The organism is Pseudomonas sp. DSP3-2-3 (assembly GCF_049898225.1).
Taxonomy (GTDB): domain Bacteria; phylum Pseudomonadota; class Gammaproteobacteria; order Pseudomonadales; family Pseudomonadaceae; genus Aquipseudomonas.
The window spans coordinates 19,305-38,681 of sequence record NZ_JAFCXH010000019.1; the positions used below are offsets into that span (position 1 = coordinate 19,305).

Below are 19,377 nucleotides of genomic sequence, written 5' to 3' on the forward strand. Positions count from 1 at the left end.
ACTTCTCTGTATTACGACCGGGGCTGACCCGATAAAGGATCGAGCAACTGATAAGGCTGGAGGACTGTTTCGCGCTGCTCGCCCAACACCCAGGCAAAACCGGAATACATCGCCGCAAGGCTGATCAGCGTGAAGATCACCACCAACCACCAGGGAACAATACGTATCAGGCTGCGACGCCCGTCATTGAGGCCTTCCCAGTGAGGTGAAAGCTCGCGTGGAATCTCGCCTCGCTGGTTGAGGATCTGGCGGTACAGGCTGTCGCGTATGGCTTCCAGCTCGACGTTGCCTCGGGGGACGACTCGGTACTTACCCTCAAAGCCGAGTGAAAGGCAGACGTACATAAGCTCAAGCAAGGGCAGATATTTCGACGGGCTTTGCAGGACTCGATCGAGCAGATGAAAGAACTTCTCTCCGCCGGACGTCTCGCCCTGGAATTTACTCAGCAGACTCATCTTCGACCATTCGCTGCGATCGCCCCAGGGCGACATCACCACTGCCTCATCAAGGACAGTACACAGCACATAGCGAGCGGCCTGAACCTGGCTGCTCTCGGCGCCGCCTTGCGCGGCAGCCACATCAAACGCCCGCATGCTTTCGCACAACCGGGCATTAAGCTCGGCGAGTCCTTCCTTTTTATCCTCGCGCTTGAGACTGGTCACTTCGCCAAGCAGTGGTGCAGCCGCAGCGACCAGCACGTTCATGCTGACGCTGAAGGACTCTGCCGGCCGGATGCGCGCGGCATACACCAGACGATCTTCAAGGCGCTCGACGCGTGACTCCGGTTTGAAATCAGTCAGCGGGCTTTGGGGCGGTCCTGGCCGGTCCGTACCCAGAAAAACCGTCTTGTTGTCCCCAGGATTTTCGATATCCATGCTCATTCAGGTTCAGCTCCTTATGGCCCAGAAGTTCAGATCAAGCCCGTCGAAGTCTCCGGAAACGTGGAAGGCAAAACCTCCAGAGCTTTCCAGCTGGGCGAGTTCCTGCGAATGAAGTTCGAGCAGGAAATAGGTTTTATTGGCATGAAAGGGTATTTGCCGCGGTGCGACCGGCAGCGGCTTGACCTTGATGCCGGGCAGGTGCAGGTTCACCAACTGACGGATGCTTTCGACGGGCGCGACCTTCAGGTGTGCGGACAGGCGCTTGCGCAACTCTTCGGAATCGCAGTGCGCGCTGGCGGCAAGGACAAAAATGGAAGAACCCAACAGTGATCGATCCAGCAACGGCGCGACGAGAATGCCGTACTGGCGCTCCTGCAAAGGCAGGGCAACCGCATGTTGCTCAAGTACCATCGACAGCAGTTGTCGGGCCTCGCCCATCAGCTGCCGCAAGCAGCCCGCCTGATCAGCGTGTGAATAAAACGTTTCCAGACGTGGACGCTTGCTGTCACTGGCAAACGTCGACAACTCGCCCAGCATGCCTAGCAACACGGTGTACAACTCTTCGGGATGGACCTGATCAAGCTCCAGCATTTGCCGCAACACCAGCTCCGTGCGATTGATCAGCTGCAACATCATGAAGTCACCCACTTCCGCCGCGCCGCCTTTGCCGCTGGCCTGAATACGCTCGGCGATGGCTTCACCACGCAGGGTCAACAACGCAATGACCTCGTTGAGACAGGCCAGCAGATACTCGCCGTGGCGCAGATGCAGAAACGTCGCGCAGAACTCGGAGTTGAGCGTGATCCCGCTGTTGGCCGTCACTCCCGTCAATTCGCACAGCTTGAGCTTCACAAACGCCTTGTCGGTGAGCTCATCCCCCACCAGCAGCCGGAAATCCGGGCGTCCACAGCTGATATCACTGCGCGAATCACTGCCAGCATTTGAATCGGAAATCTCGTCTGTATAGCGGGTGTAGCGGGCCAGCACGTCGACCTGCTTCGAATCCCGGGACTCAACGCTATCGCCCGCCGACAGCGGCAAGGCGAGGTACACCGAGGTGTTACCACTGTCCGGCGCGATATCCAACGTGAGCAACTGCTTGCTGAAGGCCAAATCAAAGAAAGTGCCGTCCGGAAACACGCCAGAAGCGTGAGTGACGACGATCTTGCTCATATTGAAGTACTGCGGATCAATCGCCAGATTGAAGAAGCCCCACGCGTTGCGTTTGAGCCGCAAAGTGTGTGCCTTGATTTGACTCTCGAAATAACGATCGTTGTGTTGAAAATGCTGCGGGCGAAGCAGCATGCCTTCCTGCCAGATGACTTTATGGTTGTTCATTGGCCATCCACCCTGGCGAGCGCCTCACTGCCATCGCGGATACCACGGTGATCGAGGCTCAGCTCTGCACGGGTCATGTCGTCCGGCGTCACGCGGATCACATGACGCCATTTGGTTTCTGGCAGATCACGATAAGCCGCCAGCACGCCGACGTAGCGACTGCCTTCCTTTACGTGCAGCTTGAGCTGCAACCGCTCCCCGGGCCGCAACTCAAGCTCCTCGCTGGCGACCAGATCCGGCGCCAGTAGCTCCTTTGACTGGCTATACAGGCCAAAGAAGTCCACGGTCTCGAACAAGACCGGACTTTTCAGTTCCAACAGGCGCAACACAATGGGCGACGGGCGACCGTTGATATCGGGGTTTAGATGATCGCTGGCAGTGAGTTCAAGCTCCAGACGAGTCTGGGTCGAATATGGCGAAAGCGCCGAGCAGCCGACAAGCAGCAAAACAAGGCCCAACAGGATCGGGGCACAAAAACGCAACATGGGGATATCCTCAGTTTCCGGAATGCAGAGTGGCAATCAAACGCACTTGATCGGCGTAGACCTGGGCAAAGTCGCGGGCCAGCAATCGCTCGCTCCAGTCATCGTCCTGGCGCAACGTCTGGTAGTACCGCTCATAGGCGCGCCAGCGCATGCCTGCAGTGGTGAGCAGCGATTTGCGAGTGTCGCGTTCGAAACGCAATGTCAGCTGCGCGGGCGAAAAATGCTCAAGAGCGCCACGCAGCGCCGCCCGGCTTGCCGCCAACATGGCCACCTGATGGGCTTGAACATCTCGAAATCCCTGGGCGACCGTCTGTTGCGCGGTTCGCTGCCCTGATTTTGGGGGTTGCAGCAAAAGGCCGAGCGCTTCACCGGCATCCCCGGTGTACTTGAGGGGATTAAGGCTGCTGTGTTGCGCGGTGCTTTGCGCCAGGCGTAACTCGTTTTTCAGCTCGCTTCGGGTGCGCAGGCTCTGCTGCAAACCACCAATACTCTGCTTGAGCAGTCGCGCAGCTTCGATCGCCAACGTCTCGCGACTGTCCTGATCCATTGCATCCATTTCGACCCCAAGCGCCGCCCCAAAACGCTGCCAGAAATTATCGCTTTGGCGCTCGGGCTCCACCGGATCGGGCGGCAACAAAATTTGAGGGGCGGCGATTAGCTCCGGCACGAGCAGGCTTTGTGTATCGGCCGGCCCGTAATCCACCCCTTGCTCGGAGGCTTGCTGAGCCAGGCGTGGAGACAGAAGTTCGTCGAAATCCGAACCGCGACTCGCCTGTTGAGCCATATCCGCCAGCAGATCGAGTTCAAGAAAAGCATCATCCGGAATGAGATGCCCGGCCAATGGCGGGCGATCAACGACAGCGACATCCATACCGATAAAACTGCCAGGATCCCTAATCAGACGCGCACGGATCTCGAACTTGCCCAGCCGATAGATGCTGCCATGCTCAATACGATGACTTTCGCCTCTGCGCAGGGACTGTTCATTCGCGGCGACACACGTGCCATTTGTGCTGAAGTCGGTCAGGTAGAAATCGCCATCACGGAAAGTCACCTGTGCGTGCGTGCCGGACATGTAGCACTCGTGATCCAGAATCATCCACTCGCAGTGCTTGTCTCGACCGATCAAACCTCCCGCTTGCTTGAACACCCTGTGCAGTGCCTGTCCAGCAGCGATGTGACCGTTATCAAGCAACTCGAAAATCAGCTCCATATTGAGTTTCTCCTTGTTGTCAGTTGCCGCGATTAATGGTTTGCGGATCACCGAGAGCACGGTATTCGTCGTCGCTGAATTTGTACTGGCCCGCGCAGCCAGTCAGGCCAAACGCGACAATGAGCGAAACCAGCACGATTTGCCGGAGGCGAGCAGACATCAAAGAGTTCTCCAAAAACACAGAATGGAAGCAGCGGCCATGAGTCTTGCAAGGCCGCGCAAAGGAGTTGTAGAAAGGGAATTTCATGATCACGCGAACTCACACGCGACGCTGTTTTCATCGAGCGTGGCGTGCACTTGAGCCAAGGTTTGCCCAGCTGCCATCACCTCCAGGAGTCGGTCGGCAATCAGTGGCAATAGGTGAAGGTCAATCAGGTGATCGATAAGCCGGGCGCCGCTTTCGCCTTGCACGCAACGCTCGGTCAGGTGATCGACCAGTAACGGGCTATAGCTGAACGCGAGCTTGCGTCGACGCAGACGCTCACCGAGGCGTTGAAGCTTGAGCTCGACCAGCTCGCGCATCACCGGACCGCCGACCGGGTAGTAAGGGACAACTCGCATCCGTGCCAACAGGGCGGGTTTGAAATGCTTGCTCAGTGTCGGCCGAATGGCAGCCTCAAGCACATCTGCTTCGGGTCGATTGCCATCCCGGCACAACGCTTCGATCCGGTCACTCGCCAGGTTCGACGTCATCAGGATCAACGTATTGCGGAAATCGATTTCGCGCCCTTCACCATCGTTGGCGATGCCCTTGTCGAAGATTTGGTAAAACAGGTTCAACACGTCCGGATCGGCTTTCTCGACCTCATCGAGCAGCACCACCGAATAAGGTTTCTGGCGTACCGCCTCGGTGAGCATCCCGCCCTCGCCATAACCGACGTAACCCGGAGGCGCACCGATCAGGCGTGACACAGTATGTTTTTCCTGGAACTCCGACATATTGATGGTGGTGACGAAGCGCTCACCACCATACAAAAGGTCGGCCAATGCCAATGCGGTTTCGGTCTTGCCTACCCCACTGGGGCCGACCAGAAGAAGCACACCTACTGGCGCATCGGTCTTGTTCAAACCTGCTGCGGTGGCGCGCATCGACCGGTCGAGCGCATGCACCGCCTGATCCTGACCGCGAATGCGTTGGCGCAAGTCCACCGCGAAACTCGCGACCCTGGCGTTGTGCTCCCGTGCCAGTTGCTCGAGCGGAACGCCCGTCCACGCACTGACAACTTCGGCGACCAGCCTTGGGCAAACTTCAAAGCTCACCAGACGCTCGACGGCCTGCGCTTGCGTCAGCGCCTGCTGGATTTGCTGCAGTCGGGTCTCAATGCTGGCCAGATTCGCAATACTGCCTTGCGACGCGTCATCTACGGATGTCTCGCTGCCAGCGACCGGCGCACTCGCCCGCAGCTGGCGCAATTCAAGAAGCTGCTGCGCCAAACGCTGTTGTGCGAGCCAGCGTTGTTGCAGCTCCTCTTCCTCGCTGCGGGCCTGAGCGAGACGACTGCCCAGCGCATCAAGGGCCTCTCGGGCCACGGGCAGACCGGCTTCGGCATCGCGACACAACGCTTGTTGTTCCCGGCTACCCTCGGCCAATTCACTGCGTAGACGTTCCAGACTTTGCGGCGCGGCGGCGAGGCTGATGCGGACTCTGGCACACGCCGTATCCAGTACATCCACCGCCTTGTCGGGCAGTTGCCGCCCCGTCAGATATCGCGCCGACAACTCGGCGGCGGCCACCACCGCATCGTCCCGCAGATAGATGCCATGGCTTTGTTCGTAGACCGATGCCAGGCCACGCAATATGGTTACCGCTTCGCTTACCGTGGGCTCATGCAGTTGCACAGGTTGAAAACGTCGCGCGAGCGCCGGATCTTTTTCGAAATATTTTTTGTATTCCGCCCATGTAGTCGCAGCGATCGTGCGCAGCTCGCCCCGAGCCAGTGCTGGCTTGAGCAGATTCGCCGCGTCCGAGCCACCGGCCTGCCCGCCTGCACCGATCAAGGTATGGGCTTCGTCGATAAACAGCACGATGGGCTTTGGCGACGCCTTGACCTCATCGATCACCCCTTTGAGTCGGCGTTCGAATTCACCTTTGACACTGGCGCCCGCCTGCAGAAGGCCCATGTCCAGAGACAGCAGCTCGACACCTTTGAGGGCTTGCGGCACTTCGCCAACAGCGATCCGCGACGCCAGCCCTTCCACTACGGCGGTTTTGCCCACGCCCGCTTCACCCACGACAATCGGGTTGTTCTTGCGTCGACGCGCGAGGATATCGATCATCTGGCGGATCGCATCGTCACGGCACAGAACCGGATCCAGGTTGCCGTCCCGCGCTTGCTGGGTCAGATTGTGTGTGAAGCGCTGCAATAGGGATTCACGCTGCGGCCCAGAGCCTTTTGAGGTTGGATCGGATTTCTCGGATAACGCAAAATCACGTAGCCGCTCGCTGTTCAATCGACTCAGCAACGGTTGGTAGCGAGTGCCCGCATAACGAAGCGGATTACGCAGCAAAGCGAGGATCAGCGCTGCTTGCTCGACCTGGCTCTGACCCAGTTCAAGATTCGCAACCAACAGTGCATCCTGCAGCCATTGCACCAGTTCGGGGGCAAATACCGGGTTGCGCGACCCGCTGTGTTCCACATGCGGATGCAACGCCGCCGCCAGCTCTCCTGCGTCAACTTCGGCATCCAGCATCGCGCGAGCCAGAAGCCCTTGGGGTCGCTCCAGCAGCGCCAGCAGCAGATCCTCGATCAGGATTTTGCTGCCACCGCGCGCCACACAACGCTCGGCGCAAGCTTCAAGGTCGCGCCGGGTTTCGGCGTCCAGCGCCTGAATCAGCTGTTGCAGGTCTACATTGATCATGGGCATCGGTCCTTATGAATATGTCTGCCGAGGGTCACAATTCCGTCGGCCGTTTCGCGTCCAAGCCAGCTGGTCCAGCCAAGACGGCAAGCGCTCTGCGCGCACAGGCGTAACTCGTGGATTTCTTCATGGCGCAGCGCCAGACGAATGTCGTAGTCCAGCGGGTCTCGCAGACTGAATCTCACCAGTGCGCAGAGCGGCTGATAGCCGGTGCCGATTGGCAGGAATTCATGAAAGCGCTGCCAATCAAGCTCACGAATGTGAACCCGGAATTTGCCGCTGCGGTCACGCACACGCTCGCCAAGCACCAGGTTGTGGTTCAGATGGCTGTTCTTCTGGCCGAGGCTGTTTTGCTGATCCTTGAGAATGTCCACAACACGCGGTACGCATTGCTCGATATCCAAGTCGGCGTGCTTGAAGTAGTAACGCAGCACCGCCTCGATCAACGCGGCGGAGTGGGCGCGCAGGCTGAGCAAACCGAGGTATGGCAGCAGACGTTTCCAGTTGATCTCCTTGGCCAGGCGAATCTTGTCGCCACCCAGTCCGACCAAGGCGAACAAGCGTTGTGAAAAGGGATCGACCGCGCCTTTCTGAAAACTTGCTCGATAGCGATACTTGCACCAGATTGGCGTCATCAAACGGTGCAGCCGATGATTGATCAGATCAAGAAACATCCGAGTCGTATTGGCATCATCACCATCGCCCAATGACTGTTCCGCGTAGAACACCGGCAACGGCGATCCAGCGCCAGAGAGGCCGAGCAGGTTGAGCCGCATGCGTGCGCGAAGCTTCCCGTCCTCCCTGAAAAACTGCACACGGTCGACATCGCTCCCCGGAAATCCAAGGCTCGGATTGGCCTGAAACTCGAGCTGATCGTAAAGCTGTTCTTCGCTCAGATCCGGACAGGCTTCGCGCACAGTGTCCAGCGCCAGCAGCACGGCCTGGAACAGCGAATACTCGCGGATCGTCCGCGTCAGCCCATTCAGAGCAGGGGTTGTTGCCCCATTCGTGGCGTCCATGAATACACCTCTCCTTTAATGGTTTTGACGCGAAGCTCGTGAAACGAATTGAGGCTGGCGTACAGCGCAAAGAACTCGTTGAGCACCGAGGCGAAGACGAACACATCCCCTTCGCAGATGAACTGTTCCGAATCGATCAACAATTCGGTGCGCACCCCACGCAGCGGCAATCCCTCGAACAAGCGATCGGTCGCTACATGACGAATCGACTTGAGTCCGCCAAGCATCTTGCGGGTGACGCTTGCCGCATTGCGGTCGTAGTACTGTGCGAAGTCGTAGGTTTCGAGAATGACTTTCAGCGCATCGACGTTCTCCAGAGAGAGGTAGTTCAGCGACATATTGCTGATCAACTTCCAGAGAAAGTCCTGCGTTAGCGGCGGTGCGTAGTGGGGAGTGCAAGCCGTAATATTCCGAAAACCAGCGGTCTTGGGCGCGCCCTCGCCGCCTAAGCGTATGTCCCCATCCTTGAGCCGTAGCGGCAGATTCTGGTTGGTGCAGACAATATCAATGGACAGCGCCTCCTGCCTGTCGCAGTGACGAATATCGAAACCAAGATAGGTATCCAATCCGCTGTGGGACAGCGACGTCCGATGCCGAACGCTGTAATACGGGGCCGCCTGCAGCACGTCGAAACTGGGGTCATGCTTGAACGATTCGAAAGGCACGTAATGCCTCTCGCCGCCGCCCGTTTGCTCGCGGCCAATGACACTTTCAATCGAGTAGACGCCGCAATGTTTCTGCTCAAGTCTGGAAGGCAACAACAAATACTCATCCTGCTTGCCATCAAGGCGAATAGGCAGGGCATCTTCATTGAAAAGGTTCACCACAGGCGTGCAATACAGCCTGATGTTGTCCCTGGTAGGGCGCGCCCGCTGGATGGCGTTTTTCTGAACCGTGAAACGCAATTCAAAACCGACCGCCTGCTTGAGAATGTCTTCCGGCACTGCACCAATCTTCTCCAGGCCATTAACGTCGACGAAAAGAAACTTGTCCTGCAACGCAAAATATTCCTGGAGGTATCGATAACCCCGGAAGGTGTTCAGCGGATAGGGAATCAGTGCCTGATCGTCGGCGAAACCCACCGGCTGAACATCTGTAACTCCAAGTTTGAATGACACCACACTGCCGCCATCGGGCTTGAGTGGTTTGTGATCCGAATCAAGCAACACGACTTCAATGCTGCCGAGATTGCGCAGCATGTTCAGATAAAGCGTTTGGCTGATGTAACGCTCTCCGGCGAAATGCAGCCGCAGGCGATCAAGCGTTAGCTGGCCGAGATGGCCGCTGCCTTTGAGGGTGAGTTGCACGCTCAGCAAAGCGCCTTCACCCTGCGCCGAGTAATTCAAGTCACTCAGTTCAAGAGGCTGAACCTCGGTAGCGAAACAGGTGCGAAAACGACAACCGACGCCTTCAACTTCTTCGCTGCTGACCGGCGTTTCGCGCTCTACATGGACTGCCGGCCCTGCCTGATCCAAAGGCTGAAACTGCACAATGCTGAATGATGGCAATGGCCGCATGTAGTTGGGCCACAGCAACTGCATCAGGGAATGCGTCAGCTCTGGCCATTCATCGTCGAGCTTCTGACGCAGGCGCCCGGTGAGGAACGCAACGCCTTCCAGCAGACGCTCGACATCCGGATCGCGACCACTTTGTCCAAGGAAAGGCGCCAGTGCGGGATTACGCTCAGAAAAGGTGCGACCCATCTGCCGTAAAGCAGTCAACTCGCTTTGATAGTAATCATTAAAAGACATGGAGCGTCCTGTTCCCTGGAAGCACGGAAAAACGCACTGACAAAACTGGCAGCACTTGGTTGGTCAACTGGATGCAATGGCTGAAACGGGTAATCTCGAAACTCTTGAAACAACAAAACTTCTTAGTGCCTGATGCCTCAAGTAACCTTCACGTTCCCGGAAGCATCCAGGCGCGCGGAAAAGCTGACTTGCCGTTTGACTCCGGCAACTTCAAGCAACCCATGAATCGCGAAGGCGAGACGAAACGGATCGCCATCTTGGGGAAGGGAAATAACCTCCACTTGTGTAAGACGCGGCTCATACAACCCGATGAAACTTTCAATGGCCTGACGCGCTTGCATCAGCGAGTCATGCAGACTCAGGCGCATGTCATTCAGGTCCGGTAGGCCATAAGCGGGCAGCGTCTGCACACTGCCCGCGCGGGTACTGAGCATTTTCGCCAAGTGAGCAGCCACTGAGGCAACGGCACTATCTTCGTGTTTCCAACTGGCGCGCTTGTCGGCTTCGCCAGCAAGACGCTCAAAAAGGCTGCCATACCCGGACATCGCTCAGCTCCGCTTACTCTTTGTCGAGTTTGCCAACCAGCGACAAGGTGAAGTCGGCACCCATGTACTTGAAATGCGGTCGCACGTTTAGATTGACGCGATACCAGCCCGGCTCACCTTCAACATCGCTGACGACAATTTTGGCGGCGCGCAATGGACGGCGACCACGTACCTCAGCGCTGGGATTTTCCTGATCCGCTACGTACTGACGAATCCACTTGTTCAGCTCCTGCTCAAGATCCGTGCGCTCTTTCCAGGAACCGAGCTGTTCACGCTGCAGCACTTTCAAGTAATGAGCCAGACGATTAACGATCATCAGGTACGGCAGCTGAGTACCGAGTTTGTAGTTGAACTCCGCATTTTTGCCTTCTTCACTGATACCGAAGAATTTCGGCTTCTGGGCCGAACTGGCTGAGAAGAACGCTGCGTTATCGCTGCCTTTGCGCATGGTCAGGGCGATAAAACCTTCTTCGGCCAACTCGTACTCACGGCGGTCGGAAACCAGCACTTCGGTCGGAATCTTGGTTTCGATCTCACCCATGCTCTGGAAGTGATGCAGGGGCAAATCTTCAACTGCACCACCGCTTTGCGGGCCGATGATATTCGGGCACCAGCGGAATTTGGCAAAGCTGTCGGTCAACCGCGTACCGAATGCATAGGCGGTATTGCCCCACAGATAATGCTCGTGGCTATTGGCAACGTTTTCCCGATAAACGAACGTCTTCACCGGGTTTTCTTCAGGGTCGTAGGGGTTGCGCAGCAGGAAGCGTGGCATGGTCAGGCCGACGTAACGCGCATCTTCCTGCTGGCGGAAACTTTGCCATTTGGCAAACTGCGGGCCTTCGAAATGATCCTTGAGATCTTTCATGTCCGGCAGGCCGGTGAAACTTTCCAGGCCAAAGAATTTCGGACCTGCTGCCGCGATAAATGGCGCGTGGGACATGCAAGCGACGCTGGAAACGTACTGCATGGTCTTCACGTCAGGTGAGCTTGGAGAGAAGAAATAGTTGGCGATGATTGCGCCTACTGGCTGGCCACCAAACTGACCGTACTCGGCGGTGTAGATATGCTTGTACAGGCCAGCCTGCATCACTTCGGGCGAGTCTTCGAAGTCGTCCAGCAGGTCCTGCTTGGAGACGTTCAGCACCTCGATTTTGATGTTTTCGCGGAAATTCGTGCGCTCAACCAACAGCGACAGGCCACGCCATGAAGACTCCAGCGCCTGGAATTCCGGATGGTGCAGGATCTCGTCCATTTGCCGACTGAGCTTGCTGTCGATCTCGGCAATCATGCGATCGACCAAGGCCTTTTTGACAGGCTCTTCACTGTTATGAGGCTTGAGCAATTCTTCGATGAATGCCGCGACGCCGCGCTTGGCGATGCCATAGGCATCGTCAGTCGGTGTCAGACTGGTTTGGGCAATGATCTGGTCAAGTATGCCGAACTCGGTGGCTTCGCTGTTTTTCTGCTGTGCTGCACGGGTGCTCATGGTGTTGGCTTCCTTATCTGTTACAGACTCAAGCGTCCTTCAGGGCGGGCGCATCCAGACCGATCTCACCCAGCACTCGGCTGCGCGAATCCTCGTCTTCCAGAACGCTTTCAATAGCCTTGCGGAATGCTGGAGCATTGCCGAGGGGTCCTTTGAGGGCCATCAATGCGTCGCGCAGTTCCATCAGCTTCTTCATCTCCGGCACTTGCTCCACAAGGCTTGCCGGATTGAAATCCTTCATCGAATTGATACGCAGATCCATCGCCATTTCCTGAGAGTCGTCCTCGTCCTGCAGACGGTTCGGCACACTCAAGGTCAGGCCTAGCTTCTGGTTGGCGAGCACTTCGTCGAAGTTATTCTTGTCGATACTGATGGGCTTGCGATCTTCCAACTTGCGCTCATCGGCCTGCTGGGTGAAGTCACCCAAAACCAGCAATTTCAGCGGCAGCTCAATTTCTTCCTGGGCACCGCCGATTGCGGGCTTGAAAGTAATATTGATGCGTTCCTTTGGGGCTACCGAGCCTTCTTTGGCCACAGTTTTTCTCCTTCACTGTTATGACCCGAGGGCCTATTCGAGTACCACTTCAAGATCCAGGTGGCACAACCTGCGATAAATCTCGTCCTTGCGCTCCCGTACCTCGTGACCTTGGGACAGCAATCCGTAACAGCCGTGGAGCAGGTGCAGGACTTCCAGTGCCAGATCCGGTTCCCAAAGATGCAAACCTGATTGCTGCAGCTGTTGATCAAGGGTTTCCAGCTGCGCCCTTGCCAGGTCGTATTTCTTGGCCCGGTGACACAGGCGAGCGAGGCTGAACTGCCAGAAAAACCGCTCACGGCCGCCTTGAGCGCTCTGCAAACCTTGCTTCATTTCCTGAACCGCAGCCTTCAAACCGCCCTTGCGCAACATGGGGATGCTTTTCTCCAGGGCGATTTGCCAGGCAGGTGCAATACCGGCGTCTTCTACCTTACGGGGCGCCGCGATTGGCTGGACACGCGGCATCACATGCACAGCTATCCAGTCCCGCGTCTCGACGTTCGCGAACTCCACGCCATCGTGAAACCGCAGCTCGACGACTCCCGGCAGTCGCTGCAGGAATAGCGCGAAATGAATCTCCAGCTCTTGTTTGGCAACCTCGGCATCAAGAGCATCCAGACACTCCCAGACCATGCGCTGACCATCAAGCCAGAACGGCGCTCGGGCTATGCTGGCTTCGAGCTGGACGAGCAGGTCCGCGTACTGCCCCTGCTCGAACAGGCTGCGATAGCTTTTGAGCTTGTCCGTCGGTGGCGCTCGAAGATCGGTAACTCGCTCCGCGCTCTGCTGGGGTACTGAAGTTATCGATAGCCAGGTCAGGGTCCGATTGAGCCGCAAAGCACGAGGGTCGGTCGCGTTCTGGCGTAGCCACCACGCACACAACGCAAGGCCATTTTCCTGCTGGCCACGCAATGCCTTCTGCGCATCCTTTTCATTTTCGATCACAGAGTCGCCAGCAAACCACTGCGTGGCGGTCTGCTTGACCTGCGCTATCGCGGCTTCCACTGGACCCGGTTCAGGCCGGTTATCCGAGGCACGCTGGACCATGCTCGCCAGGCGCCTGCGCAACGGCAATATCAGCGGGGCGTCGGCCTTCAGATACTGCGTAAGAACCGCATCCAGCTCCTCAAGCAGTTTTACCAACTGGCGGAATAATTCCAGTTGATCCTTAACGGGAACATTGGAGTCCAGCGCCTTTTCGAGCCTCATGATCAACCAGCTGATTGCAGCCGAACGCGTACTCGATTTGGCTGGATGAATTAGCGCCCAGTGGTGTGTGCAGAAATGGCAAAGCATGCCGAAACCGGCAACCAGCCCCGCAAACGACTGGAGCTGGTAAAGCGCCCAACTCAACCAGCAGACGACGCGTAAATCCTTGGAAAGGGTCGTGAGAATAGCCTCGCTGTGCTCCTGTACCTTTTGCCAGTCGACTCTGCCGTTTTCATGCAACGACAACACTTTCGACAACTCGACTTCAAGCGCCTCATACTCTGGCGAATAGCGAACATCCAGCCCTGAATAATTGCCTTTGGAAATTGGAGTCTGGGCGATTTTCAGATAGCGGGCAGCAGCGTTAGTTGGGGACATAGCTTTTAGACTTCGCTAAAACAGGTATGGAGAAACATCAAATATGCATAACAACGAGCACGATGCCATAAACAAACTATAGAAAGTGTTTAAACATGTTTAAAACCCGCGAACCTGGCACATCACGACTCAAGAGCGGGCCGGAGTAAGTGCGGCAATACTAGCCAGCAAAAGCCAAAGCGCGCAAGAAAAAAATCCGGGAAATTAGATAATTAACACATCGAACAACATCTCACTCTCTTTAATGATTTTTCCTACAGCATCGTACAAACAAGGACTACAGAGTTGCCCATTTAAAACTCGTAAAGTGCGCGAGCGTGCTGAAGATCACCCTCACCACGGATGCCTGCTTCTTACGATCGCGTCCAATTACAAGTCAGTCGCCATGAAGAGTTACTCCATTATCGTTATAAGCCGTCAGGAGCTCATAGATGCCAACACCAGCGTATCTTTACATCGAATCAGAGAAAAATGGGAATATCACTAAGGATACGTTTACTGCAGACTCTGTAGGTAACATCTATCAAGAGGGGCATACGGACGAGATTCTCGAGCAAGCTTTTGACCATCAAGTCATTATCCCACGCGATCCACAGTCTGGCCAACCGACAGGCCAACGCGTTCACAAACCGCTGATGATTACCAAAGTCTTCGATAAATCTTCACCTCTGATACTCGGCGCACTTACAACCGGCGAACAGCTTACTAAAGTACTACTAAAATGGTATCGAACATCATCAAAAGGGACTCAGGAGCACTATTTCTCGACTGAGCTGGTGGACGCAATCATTGTAGATGTGCGTTCATATATGCCGAACTGTCAAGATCCTGGTCAGTCTCACTTCACCCATCTGGAAGACGTCTATTTCACATACCGTAAAATCATCTGGACCCACGAAGTATCCGGCACTTCTGGCTCCGATGACTGGCGCGAACCTGTAGCAGGTTAAAGCCAACGCAACTACTGCTGATAGAAAGGGCACCCAACTTAATGTTGGCGTGCCCTTTCTTGTGCTACACATTTCAAATCCCCCTTCGCAGGAAAGCCTCGCGCCAACGGGCGCGTTTGCAGTACGCACTCGCCACGCCTTGTTGCACTTCGCCACTTCAAATATTTCGAACAATAGTTATAAATACCGCACTTGCGCTCTGCTGGACCTTTAACCTTTGCATCGTCGTTGTTAGTCAACGACCGGATTTGACGATCCGACAAGGGACGGTACTGCAGAAACCATGTTATGGCGGCTGCACGCGGGAGACCTTCGGGTCTACCGGGTTCATGTACCTCCTACCGGTTCGTCAACCCGCGTTCAGCCGCCGCCTTATTTGCTTGACGACATTAGAGGCGGTTTCATTTAGTAAAGGAGGTTCAATCTATGACCCACAACCCCCGCTACATCCCCCTAACCCATCACGGCCTCGACGGCGCCGTTCTGCTGCTCGACAGCCAGGCGCCGCTCAAAGACCTGCACGCCTGCGTCGAATTGCGGGTGCGTCTGGCCACGGAGTTCCTCGACGCCGTGTCAAGCAAGAAGCCGGGGAGCGCCGACGATTACGATCTGAGCGCCATGGCAGGTACGGCTCATTTATTGATGCAGGAAGCCTGCGATATGAATCGCGTAATTGAAAAAAGGCTGTGGGAACGTAGCCCGGCCTAGGTGCGTATAAAAAAGCGCCCACAAAAAACGGGCACCCAACCTCGTTGGTGTGCCCGCTCTTTCACTGCTCGCCTTGCGTCAAGGCGTACAGCTGGTATCTATGGATTCACGCTGTCCTTGAGTGACTTGCCGGGTTTGAAGGCTACCGTGTTGCTGGCCTTGATTTTCACAGGCTCGCCCGTTTGCGGGTTTTTGCCGGTGCGGGCGCCGCGATGGCGTTGCAGGAAGGTGCCGAAGCCGACGAGCGTGACGCTGTCCTTGCGGTGCAGGGCGCCGGTAATTTCTTCGAGGACGGCATTAAGAACGCGGTTGGCTTGTTCTTTGGTGAGGTCCGCCTTTTCAGCAATGGCGGCTGCAAGTTCTGGTTTACGCATATGAAGCCTCTTTTACGGTTTTTTGTTTTTATGTCCCGTGCTGCCCATCCGGAGCAGCCCAAGGCGCCGCAACGGCTCTACGTTGCGGCAGTCAAGAATGAGGATGGCACGCCGTACAGGCCCGCGCCAGTGCGGGCTTGAGGTTTATGTGAACAAAATCGCGGCTTATCCGACAGAACGACCCGTATTCAGGCCAGCAAAGCCGGGAGCGTCTTGTTGAGGGCGAGCTTTTCCATCACGGCGGTGCCGGTCAGCGCATAGCCCAGCAGGTTGCCATCCGCGTCGTGGCACAGCGCTTTGATGTCGGCGCCCTGCCCTTCGACGCTCCACACGCCGTTGGTCCCGCGCGGCGGCGGGGAAACCACCAACGGGCACACCGGGGTTTTGACCGTGATCGGCATCGGCCCGTATTTAACGGCAGTCGGCGTGCCCGCCAGGGTTTGCGCCAGCGCACGGGCGCAGCTCATCAGCGGCATGACGTAAAGCAGGTTCAGGCCATCGACTTCCGCACAATCGCCCAGGGCATAAATGTTGGCGTGGGAGGTTTTCAGTTCGCGGTCGACGAGGATGCCCCGGCTGGTCTGCAAGCCTGCCGCTGCAGCGAGATCAACACGTGGGCGCAGGCCGATGGCCGACACCACCAGATCGCAGGCAATCACTTCGCCATCGGACAGATGCGCTTCGAGCCCGCTGTTGGTGCGCAGCAAGCGGGTCAGTACCGGTCCGAGGTGGAAGCGCGCGCCGAGGCTTTCGAGGCCTGCGCGCACCGCCGCCGCTGCGGCCGGGTGCAGCAAGGTGGGCATGACTTGCTCACAAGGCGCGACCAGATCGACTTCGTAACCGCCGAGGATCAGGTCATTGGCGAATTCACAACCGATCAGGCCGGCACCGAGGATCAATACGCGCCGCTTGCCCGCCGCCGCGTCACGAAACAACGCGTAATCTTCCAGATCGTTGATCGGGAAGACAGCATCGGCTGCATCGCCTTCGATGGGCACGCGAATGGTTTCCGCGCCCCAGGCCAGGATCAGGTCGCGGTAGTACACCGCTTCTTCGCCGATCCACAGGCGTTTGTGCCCCGCATCAATCCCGCTGATGCGGGTGTGGGTGCGCACTTCGGCGTTGAGTTGCACGGCCATGGCGCCTGCCTCGGCCATGCTCAGGCCGTCAGCGGGTTTGTTTTTGCCGAAGCCCGTGGAGAGCATCGGCTTGGAATAGGAGCGACCGTCATCGGCCGTGATTAGCAGCAGCGGCGTTTCGCCATCGAGCTTGCGAAATTCCCGGGCCAGGTTGTAGCCCGCCAGGCCAGTGCCAATTATCACGACAGGTGCGTTCATTCGGTTTTCCAGGAAGTTAAGGACAGTTGAGGCCTGAATCAGTTGATTTCGATCATTTCGAAATCGATTTTGCCAACGCCGCAGTCCGGGCACAGCCAGTCTTCTGGAACGTCTTGCCACTGCGTGCCCGGCGCGATGCCGTCATCCGGCCAGCCATCAGCTTCGTTGTAGATCAGGCCACAGACAATGCATTGCCACTTTTTCATCAGAATTTCTCTCAGGTTTTCAGGGTGTCGCCGGCATGGCGGTCGATGGTATCGCGCTTGCCACCGTGCTCAGGGCGTTTTGTACTGATCGGGGCGCCGAGATGCAAGCCCGGGATTGTCGCGAGACGTTGTGGGTCATCGGTTGCGACGGTCAATCATGCTAAGCTCGCCGCCTTTATAAATGCCAATAACTGCTCATTGTGACCCAGCTAAAACCTGCATTTCCCACCCCGATCTGGCTGGAGCGCGAGTCTCTCATCGAGACGCCTGCGCCGGTGGTCCTTGAGTGGCTGTTCCATGAGGATTCTCTGACTCGCCGCCTGACCGCGCTGTCGGGCAAGCGCTTTAGTGTCACGCCGCTTTTCGAGGGCTGGCAACCGCTTCGCGACGACGAGTGTGCGGCGCTGGATCTGCCTGAACAGAGCATCGGCTGGGCCCGCGAGGTGTACCTGCGCGGCCATGACGAAAAGTGGGTGTTCGCCCGCAGTGTCGCGGCGCGCAGTGCCTTGCACGAAGGCGGCTTGAATATGGATGAGCTGGGCACGCGCTCACTGGGCGAATTGCTGTTCTGCGACGAGGCCTTTCTGCGCGGCCCGTTGCAGATCTGTCATTACCCTGCGGCCTGGCTGCCAACGCCGGACGCCGCCGACAATTTATGGGGACGCCGCTCGTGCTTCAGTCGCGGCCCTTTGCAAATACTGGTCGCCGAAGTGTTCTTGCCAACGCTCTGGCAGGCGATTCAATCCGGGGAACCCTGCTGATGTACCTGACGCTGCTCAAATCCCTGAATCACCTGAATCCACGCGCCTGGGATTTCATCCAGTTGATGCGCGTGGATAAACCCATCGGCATTTACCTGCTGCTGTGGCCGACGCTGTGGGCATTGTGGATTGCTGGTAAAGGTGCGCCGTCGCTGGCCAACATCCTCATTTTCGTCGTCGGTGTGTTCCTGATGCGCGCCGCCGGTTGCGTGATCAATGATTTCGCCGACCGCAGAGTCGACGGCCACGTCAAACGTACGGAACAGCGACCGCTGGTCAGCGGCAAAGTCAGCTCGAAAGAGGCGTTGATGCTGTTTGCGCTGCTGGTGATCGTCAGTTTCCTGCTGGTCCTGCTGACTAATCCCACAACGATCTGGCTGTCGTTCGGTGGCCTGGCGCTGGCCGCGTGCTATCCGTTCATGAAGCGTTACACCTATTACCCGCAAGTGGTGCTGGGCGCGGCGTTTTCGTGGGGCATGCCGATGGCGTTCACCGCGCAAACCGGGGATCTGCCTGCCGCAGCATGGCTGCTGTATATCGCCAATCTGCTGTGGACCGTCGCCTATGACACGTACTACGCGATGGTGGATCGTGAAGACGATCTGAAAATCGGTGTGAAATCTACGGCGGTGCTGTTCGGCGATGCTGATCGGGTGATCATTGTGACCCTGCAAGGTCTGGCGCTGGGCTGCTTGCTGCTGGCGGGCGGGCGCTTCGAGATGGGAATTTGTTTCTACCTGGGCCTGCTGGTGGCGGCCGGGTGTTTCGCCTGGGAGTTCTGGTCAACCCGCAGTCGTGATCGACAGGCGTGCTTCAAGGCGTTTCTGCATAATCATTGGGCGGGGCTGGCGATCTTTGTCGGGATTGTTGCCGATTACGCGCTGCGCTGACTGACAGGTTCGTGGCCGGCAGTCAGCGCTGATGCTGGCGGTTATGGCTTGGCTACGTGCCAGACATCACCTTTGCCATCACCGGTATCGTCGCCTTCTTTCTTGTCATCCTTATAGAAGTACAGGGGTTTGCCGTCATAGGCCCACTGCATGGTGCCGTCGTCACGCTTGATGACGGTCCATTTGCCCGAGGCTTTGTCAGCCGCCGAGGCAGTCAAAGGCGGCCAGTTGACTGCGCATTTGTCGTTGCAGACCGATTTTCCAGCAGCATCTTTATCAAAGGTATAAAGCGTCACGCCTTTGTGATCGACCAGGATGCCATCCTTGGTCATCGCAGGCTCGGCAGCAAACGCCAGGCCGGAGGATGCCAGTGCAGCGGCGGCCAGCAGGCCCAGCAAAGTGGATGAAAATTTAGCCATTTCGTAATCCTCTATTGTTGTAAAAATTAT

20 protein-coding genes are annotated in these 19,377 nt (G+C 57.0%); 4 read left to right on the forward strand and 16 right to left on the reverse strand.

Annotation, left to right across the window (positions count from 1 at the left end; all coding sequences use genetic code 11):
- Positions 1–11: 11 nt before the first annotated feature.
- The 12 genes from icmH to tssA all read right to left on the reverse strand — a co-directional run bounded on the left by icmH (position 12) and on the right by tssA (position 13,702).
- Positions 12–881, reverse strand: coding sequence for a type IVB secretion system protein IcmH/DotU (gene icmH, locus ACP7E4_RS20545; protein ID WP_426118230.1), 870 nt, complete (start codon positions 879–881; stop codon positions 12–14).
- Between the two features lie 6 nt (positions 882–887).
- On the reverse strand, positions 888–2,219 hold the full coding sequence (gene tssK / locus ACP7E4_RS20550; protein WP_426118228.1) for a type VI secretion system baseplate subunit TssK: 1,332 nt from the start codon (positions 2,217–2,219) through the stop codon (positions 888–890).
- Positions 2,216–2,704, reverse strand: coding sequence for a type VI secretion system lipoprotein TssJ (tssJ, locus tag ACP7E4_RS20555; RefSeq protein WP_426118226.1), 489 nt, complete (start codon positions 2,702–2,704; stop codon positions 2,216–2,218). The genes tssK and tssJ overlap by 4 nt, the downstream gene beginning before the upstream one ends.
- Before the next feature lie 10 nt (positions 2,705–2,714).
- On the reverse strand, positions 2,715–3,917 hold the full coding sequence (gene tagH, locus ACP7E4_RS20560; protein WP_426118224.1) for a type VI secretion system-associated FHA domain protein TagH: 1,203 nt from the start codon (positions 3,915–3,917) through the stop codon (positions 2,715–2,717).
- 19 nt (positions 3,918–3,936) lie between these two features.
- Positions 3,937–4,077, reverse strand: a complete 141-nt coding sequence (locus tag ACP7E4_RS20565) for a type VI secretion protein (protein ID WP_426118222.1) — start codon at positions 4,075–4,077, stop codon at positions 3,937–3,939.
- Between the two features lie 89 nt (positions 4,078–4,166).
- A complete protein-coding gene (gene tssH, locus ACP7E4_RS20570; protein WP_426118220.1) occupies positions 4,167–6,782 on the reverse strand; it encodes a type VI secretion system ATPase TssH in 2,616 nt (871 codons plus the stop codon).
- The gene (tssG, locus tag ACP7E4_RS20575) at positions 6,773–7,795 is read right to left on the reverse strand and encodes a type VI secretion system baseplate subunit TssG (RefSeq protein ID WP_426118218.1); all 1,023 of its coding nucleotides are present in this window, start codon (positions 7,793–7,795) and stop codon (positions 6,773–6,775) included. Before tssG ends, tssH begins: the two co-directional genes overlap by 10 nt.
- On the reverse strand, positions 7,759–9,546 hold the full coding sequence (tssF, locus tag ACP7E4_RS20580) for a type VI secretion system baseplate subunit TssF (protein WP_426118216.1): 1,788 nt from the start codon (positions 9,544–9,546) through the stop codon (positions 7,759–7,761). Before tssF ends, tssG begins: the two co-directional genes overlap by 37 nt.
- Before the next feature lie 137 nt (positions 9,547–9,683).
- Positions 9,684–10,091 (reverse strand): type VI secretion system baseplate subunit TssE, encoded by a 408-nt coding sequence (gene tssE, locus ACP7E4_RS20585; protein ID WP_426118214.1) that lies wholly within the window; start codon positions 10,089–10,091, stop codon positions 9,684–9,686.
- Positions 10,092–10,104: 13 nt separating this feature from the next.
- Positions 10,105–11,580 (reverse strand): type VI secretion system contractile sheath large subunit, encoded by a 1,476-nt coding sequence (gene tssC / locus ACP7E4_RS20590; protein ID WP_426118212.1) that lies wholly within the window; start codon positions 11,578–11,580, stop codon positions 10,105–10,107.
- 28 nt (positions 11,581–11,608) lie between these two features.
- A complete protein-coding gene (gene tssB / locus ACP7E4_RS20595; protein WP_426118210.1) occupies positions 11,609–12,115 on the reverse strand; it encodes a type VI secretion system contractile sheath small subunit in 507 nt (168 codons plus the stop codon).
- A 33-nt stretch (positions 12,116–12,148) separates the two neighbouring features.
- Positions 12,149–13,702, reverse strand: a complete 1,554-nt coding sequence (gene tssA, locus ACP7E4_RS20600) for a type VI secretion system protein TssA (RefSeq protein ID WP_426118208.1) — start codon at positions 13,700–13,702, stop codon at positions 12,149–12,151.
- 431 nt (positions 13,703–14,133) lie between these two features.
- Here tssA and ACP7E4_RS20605 point away from each other — a divergent pair, with 431 nt between their 5' ends.
- Together ACP7E4_RS20605 and ACP7E4_RS20610 are read left to right on the forward strand one after the other, a co-directional pair.
- Positions 14,134–14,652, forward strand: coding sequence for an Hcp family type VI secretion system effector (locus ACP7E4_RS20605; RefSeq protein ID WP_426118206.1), 519 nt, complete (start codon positions 14,134–14,136; stop codon positions 14,650–14,652).
- A 426-nt stretch (positions 14,653–15,078) separates the two neighbouring features.
- Positions 15,079–15,360 (forward strand): hypothetical protein, encoded by a 282-nt coding sequence (locus ACP7E4_RS20610; RefSeq protein WP_426118204.1) that lies wholly within the window; start codon positions 15,079–15,081, stop codon positions 15,358–15,360.
- 98 nt (positions 15,361–15,458) lie between these two features.
- On the opposite strand, the gene ACP7E4_RS20615 is transcribed toward ACP7E4_RS20610, so the two are convergent.
- From ACP7E4_RS20615 to ACP7E4_RS20625, 3 genes are all read right to left on the reverse strand, one after another.
- Positions 15,459–15,734 (reverse strand): HU family DNA-binding protein, encoded by a 276-nt coding sequence (locus tag ACP7E4_RS20615; protein WP_003213368.1) that lies wholly within the window; start codon positions 15,732–15,734, stop codon positions 15,459–15,461.
- Between the two features lie 188 nt (positions 15,735–15,922).
- Entirely contained in the window at positions 15,923–17,071 is a 1,149-nt protein-coding gene (locus tag ACP7E4_RS20620) for an NAD(P)/FAD-dependent oxidoreductase (protein ID WP_426118202.1), read from the reverse strand.
- Positions 17,072–17,109: 38 nt separating this feature from the next.
- The gene (locus tag ACP7E4_RS20625) at positions 17,110–17,277 is read right to left on the reverse strand and encodes a rubredoxin (RefSeq protein WP_426118200.1); all 168 of its coding nucleotides are present in this window, start codon (positions 17,275–17,277) and stop codon (positions 17,110–17,112) included.
- Between the two features lie 200 nt (positions 17,278–17,477).
- Here ACP7E4_RS20625 and ACP7E4_RS20630 point away from each other — a divergent pair, with 200 nt between their 5' ends.
- On the forward strand, positions 17,478–18,038 hold the full coding sequence (locus ACP7E4_RS20630; RefSeq protein WP_426118198.1) for a chorismate--pyruvate lyase family protein: 561 nt from the start codon (positions 17,478–17,480) through the stop codon (positions 18,036–18,038).
- Complete coding sequence (ubiA, locus tag ACP7E4_RS20635; protein ID WP_426118196.1) at positions 18,038–18,928, forward strand: 4-hydroxybenzoate octaprenyltransferase; 891 nt, start codon at positions 18,038–18,040, stop codon at positions 18,926–18,928. Before ACP7E4_RS20630 ends, ubiA begins: the two co-directional genes overlap by 1 nt.
- Positions 18,929–18,969: 41 nt before the next feature.
- Here the strand turns inward: ubiA and ACP7E4_RS20640 are convergent, their stop codons facing one another.
- A complete protein-coding gene (locus tag ACP7E4_RS20640; protein WP_426118194.1) occupies positions 18,970–19,347 on the reverse strand; it encodes a COG4315 family predicted lipoprotein in 378 nt (125 codons plus the stop codon).
- Positions 19,348–19,377 lie beyond the last annotated feature (30 nt).

What these genes read in the sequence shown, in the direction of transcription:
- icmH (WP_426118230.1), bottom strand. Translation starts at nt 881, where the DNA reads ATGAGCATGGATATCGAAAATCCTGGGGACAACAAGACGGTTTTTCTG.
- tssK (WP_426118228.1), bottom strand. Translation starts at nt 2,219, where the DNA reads ATGAACAACCATAAAGTCATCTGGCAGGAAGGCATGCTGCTTCGCCCG.
- tssJ (WP_426118226.1), bottom strand. Translation starts at nt 2,704, where the DNA reads ATGTTGCGTTTTTGTGCCCCGATCCTGTTGGGCCTTGTTTTGCTGCTT.
- tagH (WP_426118224.1), bottom strand. Translation starts at nt 3,917, where the DNA reads ATGGAGCTGATTTTCGAGTTGCTTGATAACGGTCACATCGCTGCTGGA.
- ACP7E4_RS20565 (WP_426118222.1), bottom strand. Translation starts at nt 4,077, where the DNA reads ATGTCTGCTCGCCTCCGGCAAATCGTGCTGGTTTCGCTCATTGTCGCG.
- tssH (WP_426118220.1), bottom strand. Translation starts at nt 6,782, where the DNA reads ATGCCCATGATCAATGTAGACCTGCAACAGCTGATTCAGGCGCTGGAC.
- tssG (WP_426118218.1), bottom strand. Translation starts at nt 7,795, where the DNA reads ATGGACGCCACGAATGGGGCAACAACCCCTGCTCTGAATGGGCTGACG.
- tssF (WP_426118216.1), bottom strand. Translation starts at nt 9,546, where the DNA reads ATGTCTTTTAATGATTACTATCAAAGCGAGTTGACTGCTTTACGGCAG.
- tssE (WP_426118214.1), bottom strand. Translation starts at nt 10,091, where the DNA reads ATGTCCGGGTATGGCAGCCTTTTTGAGCGTCTTGCTGGCGAAGCCGAC.
- tssC (WP_426118212.1), bottom strand. Translation starts at nt 11,580, where the DNA reads ATGAGCACCCGTGCAGCACAGCAGAAAAACAGCGAAGCCACCGAGTTC.
- tssA (WP_426118208.1), bottom strand. Translation starts at nt 13,702, where the DNA reads ATGTCCCCAACTAACGCTGCTGCCCGCTATCTGAAAATCGCCCAGACT.
- ACP7E4_RS20605 (WP_426118206.1), top strand. Translation starts at nt 14,134, where the DNA reads ATGCCAACACCAGCGTATCTTTACATCGAATCAGAGAAAAATGGGAAT.
- ACP7E4_RS20610 (WP_426118204.1), top strand. Translation starts at nt 15,079, where the DNA reads ATGACCCACAACCCCCGCTACATCCCCCTAACCCATCACGGCCTCGAC.
- ACP7E4_RS20615 (WP_003213368.1), bottom strand. Translation starts at nt 15,734, where the DNA reads ATGCGTAAACCAGAACTTGCAGCCGCCATTGCTGAAAAGGCGGACCTC.
- ACP7E4_RS20620 (WP_426118202.1), bottom strand. Translation starts at nt 17,071, where the DNA reads ATGAACGCACCTGTCGTGATAATTGGCACTGGCCTGGCGGGCTACAAC.
- ACP7E4_RS20625 (WP_426118200.1), bottom strand. Translation starts at nt 17,277, where the DNA reads ATGAAAAAGTGGCAATGCATTGTCTGTGGCCTGATCTACAACGAAGCT.
- ubiA (WP_426118196.1), top strand. Translation starts at nt 18,038, where the DNA reads ATGTACCTGACGCTGCTCAAATCCCTGAATCACCTGAATCCACGCGCC.
- ACP7E4_RS20640 (WP_426118194.1), bottom strand. Translation starts at nt 19,347, where the DNA reads ATGGCTAAATTTTCATCCACTTTGCTGGGCCTGCTGGCCGCCGCTGCA.